At 68.4% G+C, this 20,913-nt stretch carries 18 protein-coding genes; 10 read left to right on the top strand and 8 right to left on the bottom strand.

The window, feature by feature from the left end; genetic code table 11:
• Window positions 1–161: 161 nt before the first annotated feature.
• From HWX03_RS20355 to HWX03_RS20345, 3 genes are read right to left on the bottom strand one after another with little or no spacing between them, the layout of a single operon-like run.
• Entirely contained in the window at window positions 162–1,538 is a 1,377-nt protein-coding gene (locus HWX03_RS20355; RefSeq protein ID WP_175872443.1) for a DUF4915 domain-containing protein, read from the bottom strand.
• Between the two features lie 38 nt (window positions 1,539–1,576).
• Window positions 1,577–2,182 (bottom strand): adenylyl-sulfate kinase, encoded by a 606-nt coding sequence (gene cysC, locus HWX03_RS20350; RefSeq protein WP_175872442.1) that lies wholly within the window; start codon window positions 2,180–2,182, stop codon window positions 1,577–1,579.
• Entirely contained in the window at window positions 2,179–2,664 is a 486-nt protein-coding gene (locus tag HWX03_RS20345) for a lytic transglycosylase domain-containing protein (protein WP_175872441.1), read from the bottom strand. Before HWX03_RS20345 ends, cysC begins: the two co-directional genes overlap by 4 nt.
• 195 nt (window positions 2,665–2,859) lie before the next feature.
• Here HWX03_RS20345 and HWX03_RS20340 point away from each other — a divergent pair, with 195 nt between their 5' ends.
• From HWX03_RS20340 to HWX03_RS20310, 7 genes are all read left to right on the top strand, one after another.
• Window positions 2,860–3,945 (top strand): hypothetical protein, encoded by a 1,086-nt coding sequence (locus HWX03_RS20340; protein WP_175872440.1) that lies wholly within the window; start codon window positions 2,860–2,862, stop codon window positions 3,943–3,945.
• Window positions 3,946–3,961: 16 nt separating this feature from the next.
• Entirely contained in the window at window positions 3,962–5,146 is a 1,185-nt protein-coding gene (locus HWX03_RS20335; RefSeq protein WP_175872439.1) for a cytochrome P450, read from the top strand.
• Between the two features lie 121 nt (window positions 5,147–5,267).
• Window positions 5,268–6,695, top strand: coding sequence for a helix-turn-helix transcriptional regulator (locus HWX03_RS20330; protein ID WP_175872438.1), 1,428 nt, complete (start codon window positions 5,268–5,270; stop codon window positions 6,693–6,695).
• A gap of 5 nt (window positions 6,696–6,700) precedes the next feature.
• The gene (locus HWX03_RS20325; protein WP_175872437.1) at window positions 6,701–7,342 is read left to right on the top strand and encodes a GNAT family N-acetyltransferase; all 642 of its coding nucleotides are present in this window, start codon (window positions 6,701–6,703) and stop codon (window positions 7,340–7,342) included.
• A 203-nt stretch (window positions 7,343–7,545) separates the two neighbouring features.
• Complete coding sequence (locus HWX03_RS20320) at window positions 7,546–8,802, top strand: porin (protein WP_175872436.1); 1,257 nt, start codon at window positions 7,546–7,548, stop codon at window positions 8,800–8,802.
• Window positions 8,803–9,227: 425 nt separating this feature from the next.
• Window positions 9,228–9,719 carry a peptidoglycan-associated lipoprotein Pal gene (gene pal, locus HWX03_RS20315; protein ID WP_174430796.1) on the top strand — a complete coding sequence of 164 codons (492 nt, stop codon included), beginning with the start codon at window positions 9,228–9,230 and terminating at the stop codon, window positions 9,717–9,719.
• Between the two features lie 130 nt (window positions 9,720–9,849).
• Window positions 9,850–10,014, top strand: coding sequence for a hypothetical protein (locus HWX03_RS20310; protein ID WP_174386611.1), 165 nt, complete (start codon window positions 9,850–9,852; stop codon window positions 10,012–10,014).
• 91 nt (window positions 10,015–10,105) lie between these two features.
• Here the strand turns inward: HWX03_RS20310 and HWX03_RS20305 are convergent, their stop codons facing one another.
• From HWX03_RS20305 to HWX03_RS20295, 3 genes are read right to left on the bottom strand one after another with little or no spacing between them, the layout of a single operon-like run.
• Window positions 10,106–11,365, bottom strand: a complete 1,260-nt coding sequence (locus HWX03_RS20305; protein ID WP_175872435.1) for a cytochrome c — start codon at window positions 11,363–11,365, stop codon at window positions 10,106–10,108.
• Window positions 11,362–12,066 (bottom strand): (2Fe-2S)-binding protein, encoded by a 705-nt coding sequence (locus HWX03_RS20300; RefSeq protein ID WP_175872434.1) that lies wholly within the window; start codon window positions 12,064–12,066, stop codon window positions 11,362–11,364. The genes HWX03_RS20305 and HWX03_RS20300 overlap by 4 nt, the downstream gene beginning before the upstream one ends.
• A complete protein-coding gene (locus HWX03_RS20295; protein ID WP_175872433.1) occupies window positions 12,063–14,942 on the bottom strand; it encodes a molybdopterin cofactor-binding domain-containing protein in 2,880 nt (959 codons plus the stop codon). Before HWX03_RS20295 ends, HWX03_RS20300 begins: the two co-directional genes overlap by 4 nt.
• A gap of 510 nt (window positions 14,943–15,452) precedes the next feature.
• On the opposite strand from HWX03_RS20295, the gene HWX03_RS20290 reads away from it, so the two are divergent.
• From HWX03_RS20290 to HWX03_RS20280, 3 genes are all read left to right on the top strand, one after another.
• Entirely contained in the window at window positions 15,453–17,003 is a 1,551-nt protein-coding gene (locus tag HWX03_RS20290) for a sensor domain-containing diguanylate cyclase (RefSeq protein ID WP_175872432.1), read from the top strand.
• A 259-nt stretch (window positions 17,004–17,262) separates the two neighbouring features.
• Window positions 17,263–17,538, top strand: a complete 276-nt coding sequence (locus tag HWX03_RS20285; protein ID WP_174430802.1) for a hypothetical protein — start codon at window positions 17,263–17,265, stop codon at window positions 17,536–17,538.
• 248 nt (window positions 17,539–17,786) lie between these two features.
• Window positions 17,787–18,821 (top strand): succinylglutamate desuccinylase/aspartoacylase family protein, encoded by a 1,035-nt coding sequence (locus HWX03_RS20280; RefSeq protein ID WP_175872431.1) that lies wholly within the window; start codon window positions 17,787–17,789, stop codon window positions 18,819–18,821.
• 68 nt (window positions 18,822–18,889) lie between these two features.
• Here the strand turns inward: HWX03_RS20280 and HWX03_RS20275 are convergent, their stop codons facing one another.
• Window positions 18,890–19,960: a zinc ribbon domain-containing protein gene (locus tag HWX03_RS20275; RefSeq protein ID WP_175872430.1), complete on the bottom strand. Its 1,071-nt coding sequence runs from the start codon at window positions 19,958–19,960 to the stop codon at window positions 18,890–18,892.
• Between the two features lie 63 nt (window positions 19,961–20,023).
• The gene (locus tag HWX03_RS20270; RefSeq protein ID WP_175872429.1) at window positions 20,024–20,635 is read right to left on the bottom strand and encodes a C39 family peptidase; all 612 of its coding nucleotides are present in this window, start codon (window positions 20,633–20,635) and stop codon (window positions 20,024–20,026) included.
• Between the last annotated feature and the right edge of the window lie 278 nt (window positions 20,636–20,913).

The following is a 20,913-nucleotide window of genomic DNA, read 5'->3' as shown; positions in this document are numbered from 1 at the left end:
CGCGCCCCATGGGGCGGCCTTGCCTGTCGGGCATCGATCGGGCCGGCATCCGCGGCATGGCGTCGTTCCGGATACGAGAATAGGATTCGTCGCGGCCGGCTACCCCGCTTGCGCGAAGCCGTCGCGCGACGCGCGAAGCGCCGCTGCGCCGGCCCGTGCGTTCAGCGGTCGGGCCGGCTCGCGATCATATGCAGCCCGTCCCGCAGCAACGAATCGAGCGTGGCCGGCGCCGTCGCGAGTGCGCGCTGCGCGTGTGCGGCGGCATTGACGGTATCGCCGAGCGCGTCATAAATCTCCGCCAGCCGGCTCAGCACGTCGAAGCTGTCGTAGCCGCCTTCGAGCGCGCTCATCAGGAACGGCAGCGCCGCGCGCCGGTTCGCGTCGCCGCCGTTCGCCAGCAGCAGGCGCGCATGCAGATAGCTCCATTCCGGCAGCGCGGGCATGTCGTTGGCGAGGGTCGACAGCGTGTCGCGCGCGAAGCCGGGATCGACGCCCGCATCGATCATCGACCGCACCATGTCGCCGACGATGCCGTGGTGCCTGCGCGTGCGGTACAGCTCGACGATCAGCTCGCCGAATTCCGCGTTGACCGCGCGCAGGCGGCTCGCCATCGCGTCCGCACGCGTGCCGCGCACGGGCTCGCCGTCCCACGGCAGGATGTCGTACAGTTCGGCGCCGAACGGGCTCAGGTCGATCCAGCGCGGCGTTCGTCGCCCGCCTTCGATCACGTGCAGCCCGCAGCCGGTGCCCGCTTCCCGCGGCGACGGCGCGGCCGCGGCCGGCAGCGCCGTGCCCCGGCTCTTGCTGCGCGTGCGCGCCATGCTGGTGCCGACGAACAGCCGCCCGGCATGCGCCAGCGCACCGCGCACGTAACCGTCGAGCGGCCGGTCGGCGCCGCGCGGCGCGCCCGCGACATGCACGAGACTGCCGTCGCGTGACGACACGCACAGCAAGGTGCCGCGATCGATGAACAGCGAGTGCGGATGGCGCAGGCCGCGCCGGACGACGCGGCCCGCCTCGCTGAGATCGAGAATCTGCCCGTCGCAGGCATCGCGCCACGACGCGCCGGGCTTGCAGCCGAACATCGACAGATAGACGTGCTCGCCGAATGCCCGCAGCGAATTCATGTGCAGCGTATCCGCGCCCGGCTCGATTTCGAAGAACACGCGCAGGTGCAGCGCGCCGTCGCGCGGCCAGTCGATCGCGAACACCTGGTTGGTGCCGCTGCTCACGACGAGCAGTTCGCCATGCCACGCCAGCAGCGAATGCGCATCCAGCACCGGCGCGAGCCGCGCCACGCGCCGGATGCGTGCGGACGCATCGATTTCGGCCAGCAGCGTGCCAACCGTGCCGGGCACGCGAATCTGCAGCGCCGCGTAGTAGCTCGCATCGACGCAGCACAGCCCGGTCGCGCCGACGACCTGCGCGGCGACATCGCCCAGATCGATCCATTCGAACGTGTCGGCATCGACATCGAAGCGCGCGAGCACGTGTCCGGACGGCTTGGCGTAGCAGAAGCTCAATAGCAGTTGGGTCATGAAGGCATCGGGTCGTGGAGGAACAGGCGGATGCGCCGCTACCGCACGGGTCGCGGCGCACGGACGATCATCGGGATCAGGCGGCGCAACAGCTCGTCGGTGCACTGCGCCGGCGTGCGGCCGCCGGTGTCGACGACCATCGCCGGCGAAGTCGGGCGTTCGTACGGCGATCCGACGCCGGTCAGGCCATCGAGCGCGCCCGCCCGCGCGAGCCGGTACAGCCCTTTCGGATCGCGGGCTTCGCACACCGCGAGCGGCGTGCTGACGAACACTTCGACGAAGCGCGATGCGCCGACGATCGCGCGGGCGAGCGCGCGTTCGTGCCGATACGGCGTGATGAGCGCCGCGATGACGACGAGCCCCTGATCGTTGAGCAGCCGCGCGAATTCGGCCGCGCGCCGCACGTTTTCCGTGCGATCCGGCGGGGTGAAACCGAGATCGCGGCTCGCGCCGCCGCGCAACACGTCGCCGTCGAGCGTCGCGGCGACCACGCCACGCGCCGACAGCCCTGCGCGCAGGTGCACGGACAGCGTCGATTTGCCCGCGCCGCTCAGGCCCGTCATCCACACGGTGACCGCGCGCTGGCCGGGTACGCCGACGACGCCGTGCCGCACATCGGGCATGCCGCCCGCCCGCGCGGTCATTGCGCCGCACCGTCGATCGTCATCGCCCCCCACTTCACGAGCGTCGCCTTGACGAGCCGTGCGTATTCGTCCCGCAGGCGCGGGCTGCGCGAATGATAGGCGCCGACCGCGTCCCAGGTATTGCCGTAGGCGGCAATCTGCTTGCGCAGGTGCCACGCGGCCACGTAGACGTTCACGCATTCGTCGAGCAGATCCTTGGCGCGAATGCCGAAGGCGGCCAGCTCGCGCAGATGAATCGAGTTGATCTGCAGCTCGCCGATGTCGGTCGTGCCGTTCTTGTTGCGGTGGATCGCCTGCGGATTGCCGCGCGACTCGACGTTTGCGATGGCCCGCAGGATCATCGGGTTGACGCCGTGATACGCGGCGGCCGATTCGAAACAATCGGCGTGCGCGGCCGTGGCGGCGCAGGCGAGCCACACGCACAGCGCGACGCGCGGTGCCCAGCGGCACTGCCGTGGCGGCGCCGAATGACGTTGGTTCATGGTCGACCTCGAGAAGATCGGAGATGTCGGTCAGCGCCCGCTCGGCGCTGTTGCGGCATGCGGGCGTTGCAGCGCACCGCGACCGCGTCGAAGCGAAACTTAGCGACGTATCGCAGGGCGCGTCGAGGGTCGATCGGCGGCTGCGGGTGCCGCGCTTCGGATTTGCGCCGTTCGCTTCGGCACGCATCGACGCGGGTGAAAGCGGCCGACGCATCGGCTTCGCGCCGACGCGAGGGGCTTCGCGCCCCGCGCCGCGCGGCCGCGGCGGCCCGGTATAAAACGTTCATCCCCCCGCGCCGACGCCGCTCGGCCGGCGACCTGGATCGTCTGGAGAACGCCATGCCGAGAACCGAGGAACGCGACCCGAGCCTTTATCCCGTCGAGTCCGGGCACGATGCCGGGCACGATGCCGTGCACGACACCGGGCGCGACGATGGCCACCTCAGGTCGTCGCGGCTGGATCGCGGGCAATTCGAGGCGCTGCAGCCGCAGCCCACCAGCAAGTCGCGAATTGCGCGGTGGAACGCGGAGGTCCACCGCGCGATTCACGGCGACGAACCGCCTGTGGCGTGGGTATCGCAGCCCGATTCGTCTCGACGGGCGGAAAGTGTGCCGCCCCTGCCCGGTTCGCCCGACCCGTTCGCGTCGGCCCCGCCGGGACGCCGGCCGATCGGTGCGATGCCGTCGCGTCACCGGCCGACGGCAAACGACGACCATGTTCACTATGCGCAGTTGCCGTCCGAAGACGGCCGGTCCCAGGTGGGCGAATCGTGGATGCCCATGCCGCCGCGCTCCGTCAGCCCGACATCGTTCGTGCACGAACGGCACACGCCGCTCGAGCGCCGCGCACCGGCATCCGACGACGGCCGCATCCCGCTGCTGTCGGACGACGATGCTTTCCGCACGGACACGCGGCGGACGCCGTTCCCGTCGCGGCCGGTCAGCCCTTCGACGACGTTCGACCGGAGCGATCGGGAGAGCCATGCCGATACGTCCGCGTTCACCGATCGCGCCACGCGCGATTCGACCGACGGCTGGCAGGATCCGTCGTTTCAGACGAATTTCACGCCGGGCATGCAAGGCACCGGGCAGCCGCGCCGCCCCGGCATGAACCCGCCCGACAACCGCTGGACCTCACGGCTCCGGCCATGGGAAAACGTCATCGAAGGCGGGGCCAGCGTGATGGCGATGATGGCGAGGACCATCATCAACGTCGTGCAGTCGATCGCGCAGATCTTCGAGAAATGGGGTGACGCGCTCGTTTCGCTGACGCGTCGTTGACCGAACCGATCTCATCATGACGCCCATGTTCGACGAAACCCTCGCGCACAAGACGCTTTTCGAGCTGCTGACGGACGCCGCCGACGATCGCGACGCGTTCTACGACGCGATGCCGGCGCTGCCCGGCCCCTATCGCGACGTCAGCGGCACCTGGATGGTCGGCCGCTACCGGCTCGCGTGCGCCGTGCTCGATCATCCGGCGCTGACGACCCGTTCGCCGCTGGTCGAATGCGACGTCGTGCGCGACGAAGCCGGCCTGCTCGACACGATGCTGTTTGCCGACGATTCGATGCACGAGCGCATGCGCAAGACGTTCGCGCCGCTGTTCGCGAAACCGCGCCTCGCGGCGCTGCGCACGCACATCGCGAGCGACCTCGACGCGCTGCTCGAGCAGATTCCCGATCCGCGGCGCTTCGATCTCGTCGAGCACATCGCGCAGCGCCTGCCGGCGCTCGCGGCGTGCCGGCTGCTGGGTATCGATCCCGTGCACGCGCCGCGCCTGCAGGCGCAGTCGATGGGGCCGATCCGGCTGATCAGCGCGATGCCGATCGGGCCGGCGGACCACGCACTGGCCGTCGCCGAGACCCGGCGTTTCGTCGACGCGCTGGACGCGCATCTCGACAGCGTGTGCGCCGTGCTGCAGGCCGGCGGCACGCGTCCGGCGCTCGCGCACCGCCAGTTGCTCGCGAACGTGCTGCTGACGTTCATCGCGGGCTACGGCACGACCATGCTGTCGCTGGGCAACACGTTCGCGCAGGCGCTGGCGCGCCGCGATCTGTGGCAGGCGCTCGCGCAGGAACCGCGGCGCGTGCCGCTCGCGCTGCGCGAACTGATGCGGATCGAACCGGCCGTGCACGTGATGATTCGCTTTGCGCGCGCCGACGTCGAACTCGACGGGCTCCGCATGGCGAAAGGCGATGTCGTCGCGGTGGTCGCCGCCGCCGCGAACCGCGACCCCGACGAATTCGCCGGGCCGGCCGACCTCCGTCTCGATCGTGCGCACGGCGGGCTCGTATTCGGCGCCGGTTCGCACGGATGCCTCGGCGCCGCACTCGCGCGCATGCAGCTGGCCGTCGTGTTCGATACGGTGCTCGCCCGCATGCCCGGCCTCATGCTCGAACCCGGCGCGCATCCGCGTCTGCAGGAAGGGGCGTTCCGCGGCTACCGCTCGCTGCGGGTGTACGACGCGACCGGCGCTTGAGCGGCGTGGAACGCATGGGCCGTCGAAAGTAACAGAACGTCACAAAAGCCGGCCGCGGCGAAACGACGGTGCCACGATGCGCTCACCGACACGTTCGTGTCATCCATCAAGGGAGCGCCTCATGTCCTCATCGATCTACTTCGCCGTGGCTTCGACCCTCGCGTCGGTCGACGCCGAATCGTCGCTGTTCACCATGATGCTGAACGGCCAGTTCCGCGACGCGTCGGTTGCCGCGGCGGCGTGCGCCGAGCCGGCCGGGCCGGGCGTCGCGGCCGACTATGCGAGCCTGCAGACGTACGCCGACGTGCTGCTGGTGCTCGGGCAATACGAGGAAGCCGAAGACGCATACCGGCATGCGCAGAAGGCCATCCGCGGCGAGCACCGGACGGCCCGCGCCGCCCTGTCGCGCAACGCCGGCTGGCAGGCCCTGTTCCAGAACCATCTCGGTACGGCGCTCAAATGCTTCCAGCGCGTGAGCGACGACGAAGACGCGAGCGCCGGCCAGCGGCTCGAAAGCCTCGTCGGCTCGGTGCTGGTGCTGTTCAGGCTCGGCCGGCTGGACGGCGTGCATGCGCTGCTGACCGCGTTGCACGGTCAGGCGGCCCGCGCGCAGGATGCGCGCTGGGTGCGCGTCGCCTACATGCTGAACCGCGACATCGTCGATCAGTACAAGCTGCGTTCGAGTGCCCAGCTGGCCGATCACATCTACTGGCATTCGGCGGCGCTCGAAACGCGCTCGAAGGGATTCGACGAGACGTTGCCCGCGCAACCCGACGACACGCCGCCGATCGGCGTCCTGTCACGCCACGCGGATTATCTGAATCACCTGCGGGCGCTCGCGGGTGGTGCCGAATCCGCGCTCACCCGGATCGAAACGCACCTGCGCTGGAGCCAGGGCGCCGGGCTCGCGGAATACCACCGCGAATTGCGGCTCGAAGTCACGCTGGCCGCGCTCGCGGGGCGCCTCACGCACGTTGCCGAATCCACGCTCCACGTGTTCGGCGAACGCGCATTCCAGGGCAACCAGCACGCGCACTGGTACAACGAGCTGCTCTATTGCCAGTCGAAACTGCGCCAGCAACAGGGCCGCCTGCAGGACTACGCGCAGATGTACGCGCGCTATGCGCTGCAGTCGCTGCGCCACGTGCGCGCCGACAGCGCCGCCGTGCCGGCGGTGGCTGCCGAACGCGCGCAGCCCGCCGCCGACGACATCAGCGCGCGGCTGCCCGGCAAGTACCGGCGCGCCTATCGTTACCTCGTCGAGCACCTCGAGCGGCCGGATCTGTCGGTGCGCGAAGTGGCCAGCCATATCGGCGTCACGGAACGTGCGTTGCAGGCCGCATTCAAGGCCAATCTCGGCTATACGCCGAGCCAGTTGATCCGCACGCGGCGCATGGAGCATATCCGTCACGACCTGCTGGAGGACGACGCGCACACGTCGAGCGTGCTGCGCATCGCGAACCGCTGGGGCGTCCAGCATCGCTCGACGCTGCTGAACGGCTATCGTCAGCTGTTCAACGAAGCGCCGTCGGAAACGCTCGCGCGCTGACGCCCATGTGCGCCACACCTGGCCCGTCCATGCCGGTGGCCGCCGCGCCCCGCTTCGCGGTCCCGCGCGTCATCGAGGCCGGCACCGTGCGGCTGCGCCCGTTTCGCGCGGACGATGCGCCGGCCCTGTTCGCGGTCCTGCTCGGCGATCCCGGCGTGACGGCGTGGCTGCCGATGCGCACCCATGCGAACGTCGCCGAAACGCAGGCGTTCATCGCCGGCTGCGACGCGGCCTGGCACGCCGGATGCCGCTACACGTGGGCGCTCGAGGACGCCGCCGGCGGCACGCTGCTCGCCGCGATCGAATTGCGGCCCGAGCCGCCGCGCGCCGAGATCGGCGTCGTGATCAGCCGGCTCGACGGTCATCGGCGCCGGCGGGCGTGTCTCACCGCGCTGCTCAAGCTCCTGCGCTGGCTGCTGGCCCAGCCGGCGCTGTGCCGCATTCATGCGTATTGCGCGCCGGAAGGCGCTGCCGCCGGCACGCTCACGCGGCTCGGCTTCCGGTTCGAAGGCCGGCTCACGAACTGGGAGCCGCGCCCCAACCAGGGGCTGGCCGCCGCCGATGCGCTGCTCTTCGCGATCACGCGCGAGCCGGGCGCGACCGGCGCGGCGGCCGCGCCGCCGATGCACCGGCTGGTCGACGCCTGAGCGCGGGGCGGCCATCGCGGCGATGCCCGTCCGCCGTCCGCAGTCGACGCATCGCGATTCCGAGCGATTCCGCAGAGGACCTTTCCTGTGCAACGCCTTAATCGACCGCCGCCCGATCTCCAATAATGGCCGCTCGATCCGTCGGCCGGCGCGCCGATGCGACCCACCGGCGATCGGGCCGGAGACCAACGATAAAAAATCCTATGTATTCCTATAAAACTGGCCAGCAGGCCGGCACTCGCGTTGCCGCACCGCATGCCGTCCGTCGCTGCCGCGTTGCCGGCGCAATCCCGCGGACCGTGATCGCGGCCTGCGCAGCCGGCTTCATCCCGGGCGTCGCGCTTGCCCAGAGCAGCGTGACGCTGTACGGCCTGATCGACACGTCGATCACCTACTCGACCCACCAGCGCACACGCGGTGCCGGCTCGCCCGGCGGCGGCAGCGTCGCGATGACGAGCGGCGCACTGAACGCGTCGCGCTGGGGGCTGCACGGCCGCGAGGATCTCGGCGGCGGATTGGCCGCGGTCTTCACGCTCGAAAACGGCTTCTCGGGCACCACCGGCAAGCTGTCGCAGAAAGGCGTCGACCTGTTCGGCCGCCAGGCGTGGATCGGCGTGAGTTCGCAGACGGCCGGCACGCTGACCTTCGGCCGCCAGTACGACCTGATCCTCGATTTCGTGACGCCGCTCGGCGCGTCCGGCCCCGGCTGGGGCGGCAACCTCGCGGTCCACCCGTACGACAACGACGATTCGAACCGCAACCTGCGCATCAACCACGCGGTGAAGTACACGAGCCCGACGGTTCGCGGGCTGAGGTTCGGCGCGATGGTGGGATTCTCGAACACGGCCGGCCAGTTCTCCAACAACGCGGTGTGGAGCACGGGCGTGTCGTATGCGAACGGGCCGCTGAAGCTCGGCGCCGGCTACCTGAAGATCAGCCGCGACCGCCACGCGCCGAACCCGGACGGCGCATTGAGCACGGTCGACGGCTCGGCGACGATCACGGGCGGCAACCAGCAGATCTGGGCAATGGCCGGGCGTTATGCGTTCGGGCCGCATTCGGTCGGCGCCGCGTGGTCGCATTCGACCACCGACGGCGTGACGGGCGTGCTCCAGGGCGGCAACATCGCGCCGCTGAAGGGCGAATCGCTGGTGTTCGACAACTTCTCGATCGACGGGCGCTACTTCGTCACGCGTGCGCTGAGCGTCGCCGCCGCGTACACGTATACGATGGGCCGCTTCGACACCCGCACGGGCCAGACGCGCCCGAAATGGAACCAGGTCGTCGCGCAGGCCGACTATGCGCTGTCGAAGCGCACGGATGCGTATCTCGAAGGCACGTACCAGAGCGTGAGCGGCGGCAACGGCAATCCGGCGTTCAACGCGACCGTCTGGACCTTGACGCCTTCCGCGAACAGCAACCAGGCCGTCATCGCGCTGGGGCTGCGGCACAAGTTCTGACGAGGCGGCGTGCGCTGCGGCGTCACGCGGCCGACCGACGGCATCCGGCGAGTGCTCCCCGCATCACCCGCTCTCCGTGACCGGCACTGACAAGGTCGCGCCCCGTGCGCGGCCTTTTTCCGCCGTGGCATGCCGCGCGTACCGCACACCGCTTGTGCGGAAGCAAGAATGCCTCCCGACTGTCGCGTTTGCGCAAAAAATGCGGAGAAACTGGGCACGTTGTGACATTTTTCCTAATCTGTTTGCAGCGACGCCGCGATCCGGCGTTCCGGTCGCAACATTCTTTCATCTGGCGCACCATCGGCTTACGAGCCTGCATCACGGCAACGGAGCCGGACCTTTCGCGCCATGGCGGCCGGACAGCTGCGTGCAGACGAAACGGCACGCGCCACGCTTTCAATGCAGTCAACCGCTGGGGAAGAACGATGAGCAAAATGAACCGAATTGCGGTCCTGGCAACTTTCGTCCTGCTGGCCGGTTGTCACCACGCGGCGAAAACGCCCGAGAATGCCGCCGCGGCGCCGGAGCCCTCGAGCGAAACCGTCGCGACGGTGACGGCCGACGATCTGAACAATCCGAACAGCCCGCTCGCCAAGCGCAGCATCTACTTCGATTTCGACCAGTACTCCGTGAAGCCCGAATTCCAGTCGCTGCTGCAGGCGCACGCCGATTACCTGCGCAGCCACCCGGCGCGGCGCGTGCTGATCCAGGGCAACACCGACGAGCGCGGCACGTCCGAATACAACCTTGCGCTCGGCCAGCGCCGCTCGCAGGCCGTGGCGAGCACGCTTGAAACGCTCGGCGTGCCGGCGACGCAACTCGAGGCGGTCAGCCTCGGCAAGGAAAAGCCGGTCGCGCTCGGCCACGACGAGGAATCGTGGGCGCAGAACCGCCGCGCCGATCTCGTCTATCGTTGATCCCTGCGCCGCTGCGGCGATACGCAAAAAGCATGGAATAAACGCCCCGCCGAAACGTCTTGTCATCGCGCAGACGCGCGGTTCACGCGAACCGCCTTTTCTATGGCCTGCGCGCTGCAAGGAGATTCCAATGAAATCGGCAACGTTGGCTGCGGCGCTGATCGCGGCGCTGGTGCTCGTGCTGTCGGCGGGCTGTACGTCGTCGGGCAGCGGTGTGTCGCAAGGGCCCGGCATGAGCCGGTACGGCGGCTCGGGCGGCAGTGGTGGCGGTGGCGGAGGGGGCGGCGGCTACTGACGCGCCGCCACAAGGAAAACGGGGCGACGCATCGCGGGCGAGCGCCGGAAACCGGCTGCCTCGCGCGCGACGCCCCGCCCCGGGGCACGACTCAGCGCATCGCCTTCACCTCGGCCGGCGTGACGCTCGCGGGCTGGCCGCCCCACGTCGCGCGCAGGTAGTTCGCGAGCTGCGCGAGTTCGTCGTCGCTCAGCGTGTGCGCGAAACCCGGCATCGGCTGCAGGTTTTCGAAACCGGCGAACTTCTGCTCGTCGATGCCGTCGAGCATCGCGACCAGCAGGTTGCGCGAGTCGCCCTGGCGCACCGTCGAGTTGCCGTTCATCGGCACCGCCACGTGCGGCTTGCCTTCGCCGTTGAAGCCGTGACAGCCCGCGCACACCGCGAGATACACCGAGCGGCCGGCCGCCAGTTGCGCGGCATCGGCCGATACCGGCTTCACCGGCTGCGGCGCGGGCGGCGTATCGCCGAGCAGGTACGTCGACAGCCCGCGCAGGTCGTCCTTCGTCAGGTACTGCGTGCTCAGGTGCACGACCGGATACATCTCGCCGAACGCCGAGCCTTGCGGCGCGATGCCGACGCCGAAGAACGTCTGCAGGTCGGTGCCCGTCCAGCCGCGCGCGGCGAGGCCGGCCGGCGTGATGTCGGGCGCGGCCACGCGGCCGAGCGAGGCCCCCGCGAACGGCTTCGCTCCGTCGAGCTGGCCCGTGAACGCGCGCGGCGTGTGGCATTCCGCGCAGTGGCCGAGCGCACCCGCGAGATAGCGGCCGCGCTGCCAGTCGGCGGATTGTCCGGCCGACGCATCCGGCAGGCTGTCCTTCAGGAACAGCATGTCCCAGAACACCATGCCGAAGCGCAGGTTGTACGGGAACTTCAGGTCGTGCGCGCGGTTTTCCTGCGCGACCGGCTTGACCGTCATCAGGTATGCGTACATCGCGTCGGCATCGGCGCGCGTGAGCTGCCGGTACGACGTGTACGGCATCGACGGATACAGGCGCTTGCCCGGCGCCTTGCCGTCGTGCAGCGCGGCATAGAAGTCGTCCGCGCTCCAGCTGCCGATCCCGTGATCCTTGTCGGGCGTGATGTTCGAGCCGTAGAACGTGCCGAACGGCGATTCGAGCGCCGCGCCGCCGGCGAACGGCGCGCCGTCCTTCGCGGTGTGGCACGCCGCGCAGTCGGCGGCCTTGACGAGATAGCGGCCGCGTGCGACAGGGTCGGCGCCGGGCGCGCCGGACGCCGCGCTCGACGCCGGCGCGTCGTGGCCGCCGCAGGCGGCGAGCAGCAGCGCGCAGGCCGCTGCGAGCGCGGGCAGGCCCGCGGCCCGCGCGACGCGATGAGCGAGTGTGCGTTTCATGCGGCGTCCTTCACGAGTCCCGGCGTCGTCAGCACCACGTCCTTGACGGCTTCGTAGTAGCGGACATAGCCCGTGCAGCGGCAGAGATGCGCGTCGAGCGCGTCGGTGATCGTGCGTTCCACGTCGGCCTTCGCGATCGGCTCGCGCTTCAGGCGTTCGATCAGCACGGTCGCCGCGTTGACGAAGCCCGGCGTGCAGTAGCCGCACTGGAAGCTGAAGTGCTCGAGGAACTTCTGCTGGATCGGCGACAGCTCGACCACTTCGCCGGCTTCGTTGCGCTTCGCGTGGCCTTCGATCGTGCGGATCGAACGGCCGTGGAAGAAGTGCGCGCCGGTAATGCAGGTGCGCATTTCCTCGCTCGTGCCGTCCGGCTTGTCGACGATCACGACGCACGCGTGGCAGATGCCCTGCCCGCAGCCGAGCCGCGAACCGGTGAGGCCCACGTACTCGTGCAGGAACTCGATCATCATCAGCCCTTCCGGTACCTGCATCGGGCCGACGGCCTTGCCGTTGATCCTGACCGACAGCGGCTTCTGCTGGAACCGGACGAGCGGACGTTCGACGGCAGCCGGTGCCGATGCCGGCGCAGCGGGTGCCGCAGGAGCGGACGCCGGTGCGGCCGAAGCCGCCGCCGGTGCGGAAGCGCCGGTCGCAGCCGCGCCGGCGCTCGCGGCCGAAGCCGCGGTTTGGGCGGTCGTCATGCGAGCACCTCCTGAATCTTTTGCGGGGTCACCGGCAGGTCGGTGAAACGATGGCCGATCGCGTGCGCGATGCCGTTCACGATCGCGCCGACGACGGGGATCATCACCACTTCGGCGACGCCCTTCGGCGGATCGGTCTCGGACAGCGGCGGCAGCACGTCGCCCGTTTGGGTCCAGACGGCGACGTCGGACGCGCGCGGCAGTTGGTAGCGGTTGAAGTTCCACGTGCCGTTGCCGGGGCCGTCCTCGTAGAGCGGCAGGTACTCGTGCAATGCATGACCGATGCCCATCGCGAGACCGCCCTGCAACTGGCCCGACACGAGTTGCGGCGAAATCTGGTTGCCGCATTCCATGATCGAGTGGTGCGTGAGCAGCTCGACCTTGCCGGTCGCTTCGTGCACGGCCAGCTCGACGAGCGTGCCGACCGCCGTGTAGTACGTGACGGCCGCGTTGTTGCGGCTCGTCGGCGGGATGAACACGCGCTTGCGATCGAGCACGCGATAGCCGTTCGCGGTCGGCGGCAGCGTGCCGCGCAGCGCGGTCGCGCCGGCCGGTGCGGCGGTGCCCGGCACCGGGCCGTCGTCGGCGCCCGTCTTCGGCGCGCCGACACGCAGCGACAGCCCGTCGATCGGCAGACGCTCGACCGCGCCGCCTACCTCGAATTCGGCGTCGGTCCACTGCCAGCGGTTGAACACGTGCACGACGGCGCCGGTCGGCAGGCCGAGCGCATGCGCCTGCTTCGCGAGCTGCTCGAACGTCAGCGGCTCGAGGCCGTCGGCGGTCAGCTTGCCGTCGACCCAGCGCGCATCCTCGATACGAATCGTGTACGGCGCGGCCTGGCCGCCGCCGAGGCCGCGCGTCCAGATCGACATCGCGGCCGGCCACAGCCCGTAGCGGAACACGGCGCGCGCGGCTTCGCGCGTGCTGTGCGTGAAGTAGTACGCCGAGTTCGTCGCGCTCGACGGCGACGCATAACCCGGCGACCAGCGCGGATTCGCGCTCAGGCGGTCCTGGTCGGCCTGCGACATCAGGTACGGATCGCCGCTCGTCTCGACCGGCAGGTCCGGCCATTCGGTCAGGGCCACGCGCACGTCGGTCGCCGGGCGGCCGAGCCATTTCGCGACCGCGACGGCCTGCGACGTCGACATCCCGGTGCCGATCTCGGCCGCCGTGTGATGCAGCGACACCTTGCCGTGCTCGTCGAATTCGACCTTCGCGAACGAGGCCTCGGCACCCGTGCCGAAATCCTTCTGCACGCACGCGAAGCCGACGCCGTAGCGCTTGCCCGGATGCGCGGCCTCGAATTCGGCCTTGCGCGCGGTGCGGCGCGTCCACAGCGGATGCTGCTTCGCGCGTTCCAGCACTTCGTCGACGCGCAGCGCGCCCGCGGGAATCGCGCCCTGTGTGTTCTTCATCCCCGAACGCAGCGCGTTGCGCAGCCGGAACTCGATCGGGTCGATGTTCAGTTGCGCGGCGATCTCGTCGACCGCCATCTCGGTCGCGGCCATGCTCTGCAGCGTGCCGTAGCCGCGTGCGGAACCGGCGTCGATCGCGCGCGACGCGATCGCAACGGCCGCGAGGTCGCTCTTTGGAAAGTAGTAGATCGATTGCGCGGCGGTGGCGCCGACCATCGCGACCGACGGCGAGAAGTTCGAGCGACCGCCGCCGTTCGCCTCGAAGTCGCCCTTGAACGACTGCAGCAGGCCCGTGTTGCGGTCGACCGCGATCCGGTAATGCATCTTGAACGCGTGACGCTTCAGCGACGTCTGGAACTGCTCGTAGCGGTCGTTCGCGAAACGCACCGGGCGGCCGTCCGCGTACAGCGCGCAGACGAGGCCGTAGAACGGCACGTTGAAGTGATCCTTCGAGCCGTAGCCGACCGTATAGCACGGATGCACGAACAGCTGCTTCACCGGGAAGCGGCACTTCGCGACCATCGCGGCCGCGCTCTCCGACACTTCGAGCGGCGACTGGGTCGGCACGACGAGATGCAGCGACTGCGTCGCGGCGTCGTACCAGCAGTTCGCGTTGTCGGGCTCGAGCGCGGCGGTATCGACCGACTGCGTGTTGTATTCGCGGTCGAACACGAGCCAGTCGGCCGACGGATGGTCGAGCTCGCCGGCGATCTGCCCGGCCAGGAACATGCCCTGCTCGTCGAGCTTGCCGTGCTCCTTGCCGTCCGGCCAGACCGGCAGGTGCTTGCGCATCATGCTCGGGAAGATCGGCGCGTCCTTCAGGCTCGAATAGACGTCGTCGTCATAGGCCGTCTTGCCGCCCACCCGCACGTAGCGGAAGGTGCCCCACGGATCGCGCTCGAGCGGGCCCGTGACCGCGCCGTAGCGGATCACGTCGTCGCGGAACTTCAGCGCGTTCTTCGCGAAGCGGAAGCGCGCGAAGTCGTGATAGATCAGGATCGCGACCGCATGGCCGAGATACGCGGGCGTCTTGCCGGGCGGCAACAGCATGTCGTCGCCGTAGAACGCCGGGAACGCGACGCCGTCTCGCGCGAGATCGTCGGCCGTCACCACGCGGTCCGGCTTCAGCTCGTCGCCGAGCAGCGACAGGTCGAAGCCTTCGTACGTGCGGTCGGCCTGCGTGACGCGCAGGATCAGCGCGTGCGACTGCTGCTGCGGCCAGTGCGGCATGTCGGCGGCGCGCACGTCGCGGGCGAACACTTTCGAGCCCGTGACCTTCGCGATGCCGTCGATGCGGAACTGGGGGATGCCGGTGACGCTATCCCATTTGACCGGGGTGAGGAGTTTTTCTTCGAAGAGCGCCGCGAATGCGCGGCTGCCGATGGGCGCGACGTAGACCGCGACGCCCGCCAGCACGCTGGCTTTCAGAAAACCCCGCCGTGACAGGCCGTGGTTTTTCATTGGGGGAACCTCCTGAGGCGGCTCGGACGGCGATCGGGTGTCGCGGCGTTCGGAGCGGCGCGCATTCTGGCATTGTTTTAGATATATCGCCCATAGTATTTCCCGCATGAAATACTTATTGGATTTCTTATAACGAGATTCAGCCGGCCTGCGGCGGGTGGTCGCGGGGCGATCCGTTGGCCGTTTGCGTACGGCCGGATGCCGTCGCGTCCGGCTTCGGCCGGCATCGACAACGCCCGGCGAACCCGTACGCCACCCATCGCGGCCGGTCTCCGGTCGGCCGCCGTACATCGTTCCGTTCGCAACGATGCTGCCTTCGCGCCGCCGAATCCGCAAGCCTCCCGCAGCCGTGGTTGACGACTGGCGTTCGACGCGATGCGCGGCGCTGCCAGCCGGCCCGCGCCGCCGGTTTTTCGTGGTAATGTCGTGCGCATCCGGCTCGGCCGGGCGTCCGCCACGTGCCGTGCGGGCGCCGCCAGCCATCGAGACATCGTGTCGAGGTCGACAACCATGGCAGTCAGGGCGTCTCTCCTGAACTCCGTTCTCGCCACTCCCCCTTCCGGCAACCACCGCGTGACGGCCGCGCTGCGTCCGTCGATGCTCGTGACGCTGTTCGAGGACGTGCGCCCGATGGCGCTGTCCGGGCTCGCGAGCGGTTTCGTCGCGGCCGTCGCGCTGCTCCGGCTGCAGCAGCTGTGGTGCCTCGCGTGGCTCGTCGCCGACGTCGGCCTGCTCATGGCGCGCCTGTCGATCGCACGGGCGTACACGGTGCGGCGCAACGCCGGCGACGATCGCGCCGAATACTGGGCGAGGCGCTATGCGCCGGTGTCGCTCGTCGCGTGCTTCGTGCTCGGCCTCGGCGTGATGGGCTGCGTGCAGGCCGCCGACGTCGAGCTCGGCACGCTGTCCGTGATGGTCGCGGGCGGCGTGTTCGGCGGGATCGCGTCGCGCAATTCGGCGCTGCCGCGGCTCGCGATGACGCAGGTCGCGCTCGGCGTGCTGCCGATCGGCGTCGGTGCGCTGCTGGCCCCTCGGCCGGGCGCGTGGCTGCTGGTGCCGCCGCTCGCGATCTATCTCGCGGCGATGCGCACGGTCGTGCAGCGCCACTACCGCGTGCTCGTCGCGCTGATCGCCGCGCGCCAGCGCAACGCCGAACTCGTCGCCCGCTTCGACGCCGCCCTCACCTACATGCCGCACGGCCTGTGCATGATCGACGGCGACAGCCGCGTGATCGTCGCGAACCGGCGCACCGCGCAGCTGTTCGGCTCGCCGCGCGAGATTATGCTCGATACGCCGCTGCCGGCGGTCGTCGCCGCGCTCGGCGCCCATGCCGTGACCGATCCCGGCGGCGCCGGCCTCGCCGCGCAGTGCGACAGCTGGCTGAGCCGCCACGAGCCCGGGCCGCTCGACATCGCGCTCGCCGACGGCCGCCAGCTCGAACTGACGCGCCACCGCGTGCCGGACGGCAACGCGGTGATCATCGTCGAGGACGTCACCGCGCGCCGCCGGACCGAACAGCACATCCGCCACCTCGCGCGGCACGACGCGCTGACGGGTTTGCCGAATCGCCACGAACTGCATGCGCAGCTCAAGCGGATGCTCGCACGCCGGCCGCGGCTGCCGAGCCCCGCGTTCGCGGTCATGTATCTCGACCTCGACGGTTTCAAGTCGATCAACGACCGCTTCGGCCACCAGGCCGGTGACGAAGTGCTCACGCAGGTCGCCGAGCGGCTCGGCAAGACGCTGCCGCCGGGCGAGCTCGCCGCGCGCATCGGCGGCGACGAATTCGTCGTCGCGATCGACGACACGACGATGCACGCGTGCTCGATCCTCGCCGCGCGGATCATCCGGCAGATTTCGGCGCCGTACGCGCTGTCGATCGGCGAGACCGTCTGCATCGGCATCAGCATCGGCATCGCGCTCGACGACGGGCACGGCTCGCCCGACGAGCTGATCCGGCAGGCCGACAGCGCGCTGTACGACGCGAAGTCGGCCGGCAAGGGCATCTACTGCTTCTATTCGAGCGGCAGCCGCCGCATGGCGCCGGCCACCGCAAGCTGAGCCGGCGACGCGCGCACCACGCCCGCATCCGCTCTTTCCGTGCCTGTCGCCTCCTCCCGACGATTCAATCCCGCAACGTTTTGCCGGTTCGCACGTGGCGCCGCGCGTTCGCGTGTCACGTGACGTGTTCCGTAACATCGCCGCCCGGCACGCAGCACGATGACGGCAGAAGCCCGCACGATCGCGGCCGCGGCCTGCATTTCGTCGCTGGCACTCTTATTGCTCCTTGATGGGGAAAGAACGTTTCAGGGAGCCCAACATGAATACCGTCGACGTCCTCGCACGAACCGAAATCATCGACGAACAGGCTGTGATCGACGGCGCATTGCTGATCCGCCGGCTCGTGTCCGACCGCCGGATGCCGGCCGCGTACGAAGCCGAATGCATCGACAATCCGCCGCTCACGCTGTACGGCGCGTTTCGCCAGGGCGTCGCCGATCACGCCGCGCGGCGCGCGAATCCGTATCGCGCCGGCAGCCGTTTCTGGGCACTGTGGGAAGAAGGACGTCTCGAAGCTGAAACATCCGGCCGGTAAGCCCGTTGCACGCGCCGGACCTGTCGCGACAAGGGCTCGGCGCGAAATCCGACACGTGAATGCAGTTGGCCGGCGCGCCGGCATGCGTTCATCGCTGCAACATCGCGCGGTCGCGCGTATCGGCCCGGCAAGGCCCGGCAACGCGCCCGTCCGCCGTCACGCGCATCCCGGTCGATCCCGCCCGGCGCGCCGCGCGGTGCCGGTTTCCCCTATAAGATGGCAGATTCCGTTCATCGAACGATACCGCCATGACCGCCTCCTCCTCTCCCCGAAATCCCATTCACTGCGAAATCGATCTCGACGCGCAAGGCAAGCACGCGGGCTACCTTCGGCTGCCGCACTCCGTGCACCGCTCCGCCTACGGCTGGCTGCCGATCCCGATCGCATCGATCCGCAACGGCGACGGCCCGGTCGCGCTCGTGATGGCCGGCAACCACGGCGACGAGTACGAAGGCCAGATCATCGTGTCGCAACTGATGCGCGAGATCGAGCCGGACATGGTCAGCGGGCAGTTGATCCTGCTGCCGATGGCGAATTTCCCGGCGGCGGATGCGGGCCAGCGCGTGTCGCCGCTCGACGAGGGCAACCTGAACCGCAGCTTCCCCGGCGACCCGACCGGCACGCCGACGCAGATGATCGCCCACTACATCGAGCACGCGCTGCTGTCGCGCGCGCAGTACCTGGTCGACCTGCATTCGGGCGGCAGCTCGCTGTTGTACCAGGGCGGCAACATGCTCGCGATCGATCCGCTCGACGCGGACGAAGCCGAGAAACTCAACGGGCTGCTGGTTGCGTTCGGGTTGCAGAATGCGCTGCTGCACGCGCCGAATCCCGTGCATTCGGCGTCGGCCGCGCGCCGGCAAGGCGCGATCTCGATCGTCACCGAACTCGGTGGCGCCGGCATGGCCGATCCGTCGCTGATCCGGCTCGGCCGCCACGGGCTGCTGCATTACCTCGGCTATATCGGGCTGCTGCACGGCGCGCTCGTGCCCGACGCGCCGCCGACCGTCACGCGCTTCATGCGCGTCGACGGCGATCGTCATTTCGTTTATGCGTACGAGCGCGGGCTGTATGAACCGCTCGTCGAACTCGGCGACCAGGTGAAGGCCGGGCAGCCGGCCGCGTGGGTGCATTTCCCCGATACGCCGTTGCGCGAACCGGTGCTGCACCGGTTCAACGGCGATGGCGAGGTGGTGTGCAAGCGTGTACCCGCGCAGGTGCGGCGCGGGGATTGTCTGTTTCAGTTGGCGGAGTTGTCGACGCCGCCGCGTGTCATCGAGTGACGAACCCGACGGACGCGTTCACGACCGTCGTACGTCGTACGCCGACGCCGGTGCGTACGCGCTGACCGTCAGTCGGATGACACCGGCGACTCATTTCCCTGCGCCACGCCACATTGATGGCAATGCGGGAAGAAGAAGAAATTCCGGCCCCCGCATTCGCATACATTGAAAAGTTTCAATCCGCAATGCACGCAGAACGTGGAGTCGTCGCCGCCGAGATTCCATTGTTTGTCGCATGACGGGCAGCGCTTTTTCTCGAGTGACCGCACGGCTTTTTCGTATCCGATCGTGCGCGCGCGTTCGCCCTGGTCCTGCTGCAATTCGAGCCGCTTGCGTTCGGCATAGCGCTGAAATGCCTTCATCATGTAAAGACCGGCGAATACCGTGAGCACGATGCCGACCAGGACCCGGACATAGCCGCCGAAATTCGGCAAGTACGGGACCAGTTCGATGAAAAACGCACTCAGCGCAAACAGGCCGAAACCGTACACGAACGGCCAGTAGCGCGCCTTGCGGTAGCGGATGAACAGCCAGGTCGCAACCAGCAGGATCGGCAACGTCAGCGCAAGCCTCAGCCCGAACACCTGCATCTCGTAGTGCCGGGTTGCTTCGTCGAAGCGCCGTTCGGCTGCTGCGTCCGCTTCGGCGATTTGCGTGTCGACCTGAGTCTGCTGCGATGCCAGTGCCCGTTGCTGGTCGCCGATCGCATCGATCTGATGCTGCCAGTTGACCACCACTGCCTGGAGCGTATCCAGCTTGCGCGTTCTCGCCAGAATGTCCGGGTCCCGCGCACCGTCTCCCGTCACCGCGCGGGTTGCCAGCCAGTTGCGGAAACTTTCCTTCTCGGCCGCGTACTCCTTCGCGGCGCGGCTGCGCGCCACTTCCATCGTGTCGGCCTTCTCGGCAAGCGCGTCGCGCTGCGCCAGCAGCTGGCGCCGCGCCGCGTCCAGCCGTGCTTTTGCCGGCGCATCGGCGAATTGCTCGACGACCGGCGGGCCACCGCTCGGGGCAAACGCCATGTCGCGGATCACGAGACTGCCGAGCATGTTCAGAAAGACCGCGAAGATGATCGCAATCACCCATGACGCGAGCCGCAGGAGCCGCGCAGGGCTGGTCAGGCCGTCGCCGGAAGTCATCATTGTTTTTCCCGTTTGTTGGAATGGCTGCCATTGTCATCAATCTTGATGCCGCCTTTTGCGCGTTTATGGCGCAATCAAAATCCCCCTGCTTGCGAAATAGCGATCGAATGCACGGCGTTGCATCGATACGTTTTCCTGCGTGTCATGTTCAAAGCCTGACGGATTGTGGAAAACCCACTCGTCGGTCGCGGGATCGACGCCAAGCACCAGGACAAGGTGCCCGCCGCGGGAGGGAGGCTCAAACCCGGCATGCCGGATGCCAGGATGAACAGACGCCATGAACATATATCCGTCACGCAAACTGTTCTCGACCGTAGACGATTCCATATGCTCGACGACACGACCTTCAATCTGAAAGCGTTCGCGGATCCAGCTTACGAATGGTCGGTAGAGCAGGCGCTTTCCTGTGTCGCCCATCTCCGGTTGATAGACACCGAAGGTGATGGCCTCACGCACGAGTTCCAACAGCGGCACCACTCGCGCGGTGCGATGTGCCAGCAACATCTTCAGGCACGCGATGCCGCAAATGTGTGGGCTCCATTGCGCATACTCGTCCGGGCTGCTGGCACCAGAGTTACGCCAGAGCGGATCTTCCTCGGCGCGCAGTTCGCGCGACAGGAATCGTGAGATCAGGGTCCTGGACTCCCATTGGGAAAAATACGGTACATCCATCATTTTTCATCCCATGAACAGAAGTGCGACGCCTACGGCTGCCACTGCGCCGAGAGCAAGTTGCTCGCGAAGTTTGCCTTCGTTGTAGAGAATGGCCGAGACGCCCAATAGCAACGGGACACGGAGCGCAATCGCCAGGTAGCCAAATGCGACGGGCAGGATCGTCTGTAATGAAAAATTGAAGAATAACTCGGGCAGAGCCCAATCGGAGCACCGGCGATCCGGATGATTGCCTCGGCGAGTGACGCTTCGTGGCCGCGAGCGCTCCCCGTCATATAGAA

Origin of the sequence: Burkholderia sp. BCC0397 (assembly GCF_902832865.1) — a bacterium.
Classification (GTDB): domain Bacteria; phylum Pseudomonadota; class Gammaproteobacteria; order Burkholderiales; family Burkholderiaceae; genus Burkholderia.
Note: the sequence above shows the minus strand (reverse complement) of the source record. Positions and strands in the feature narration are given on the sequence as shown.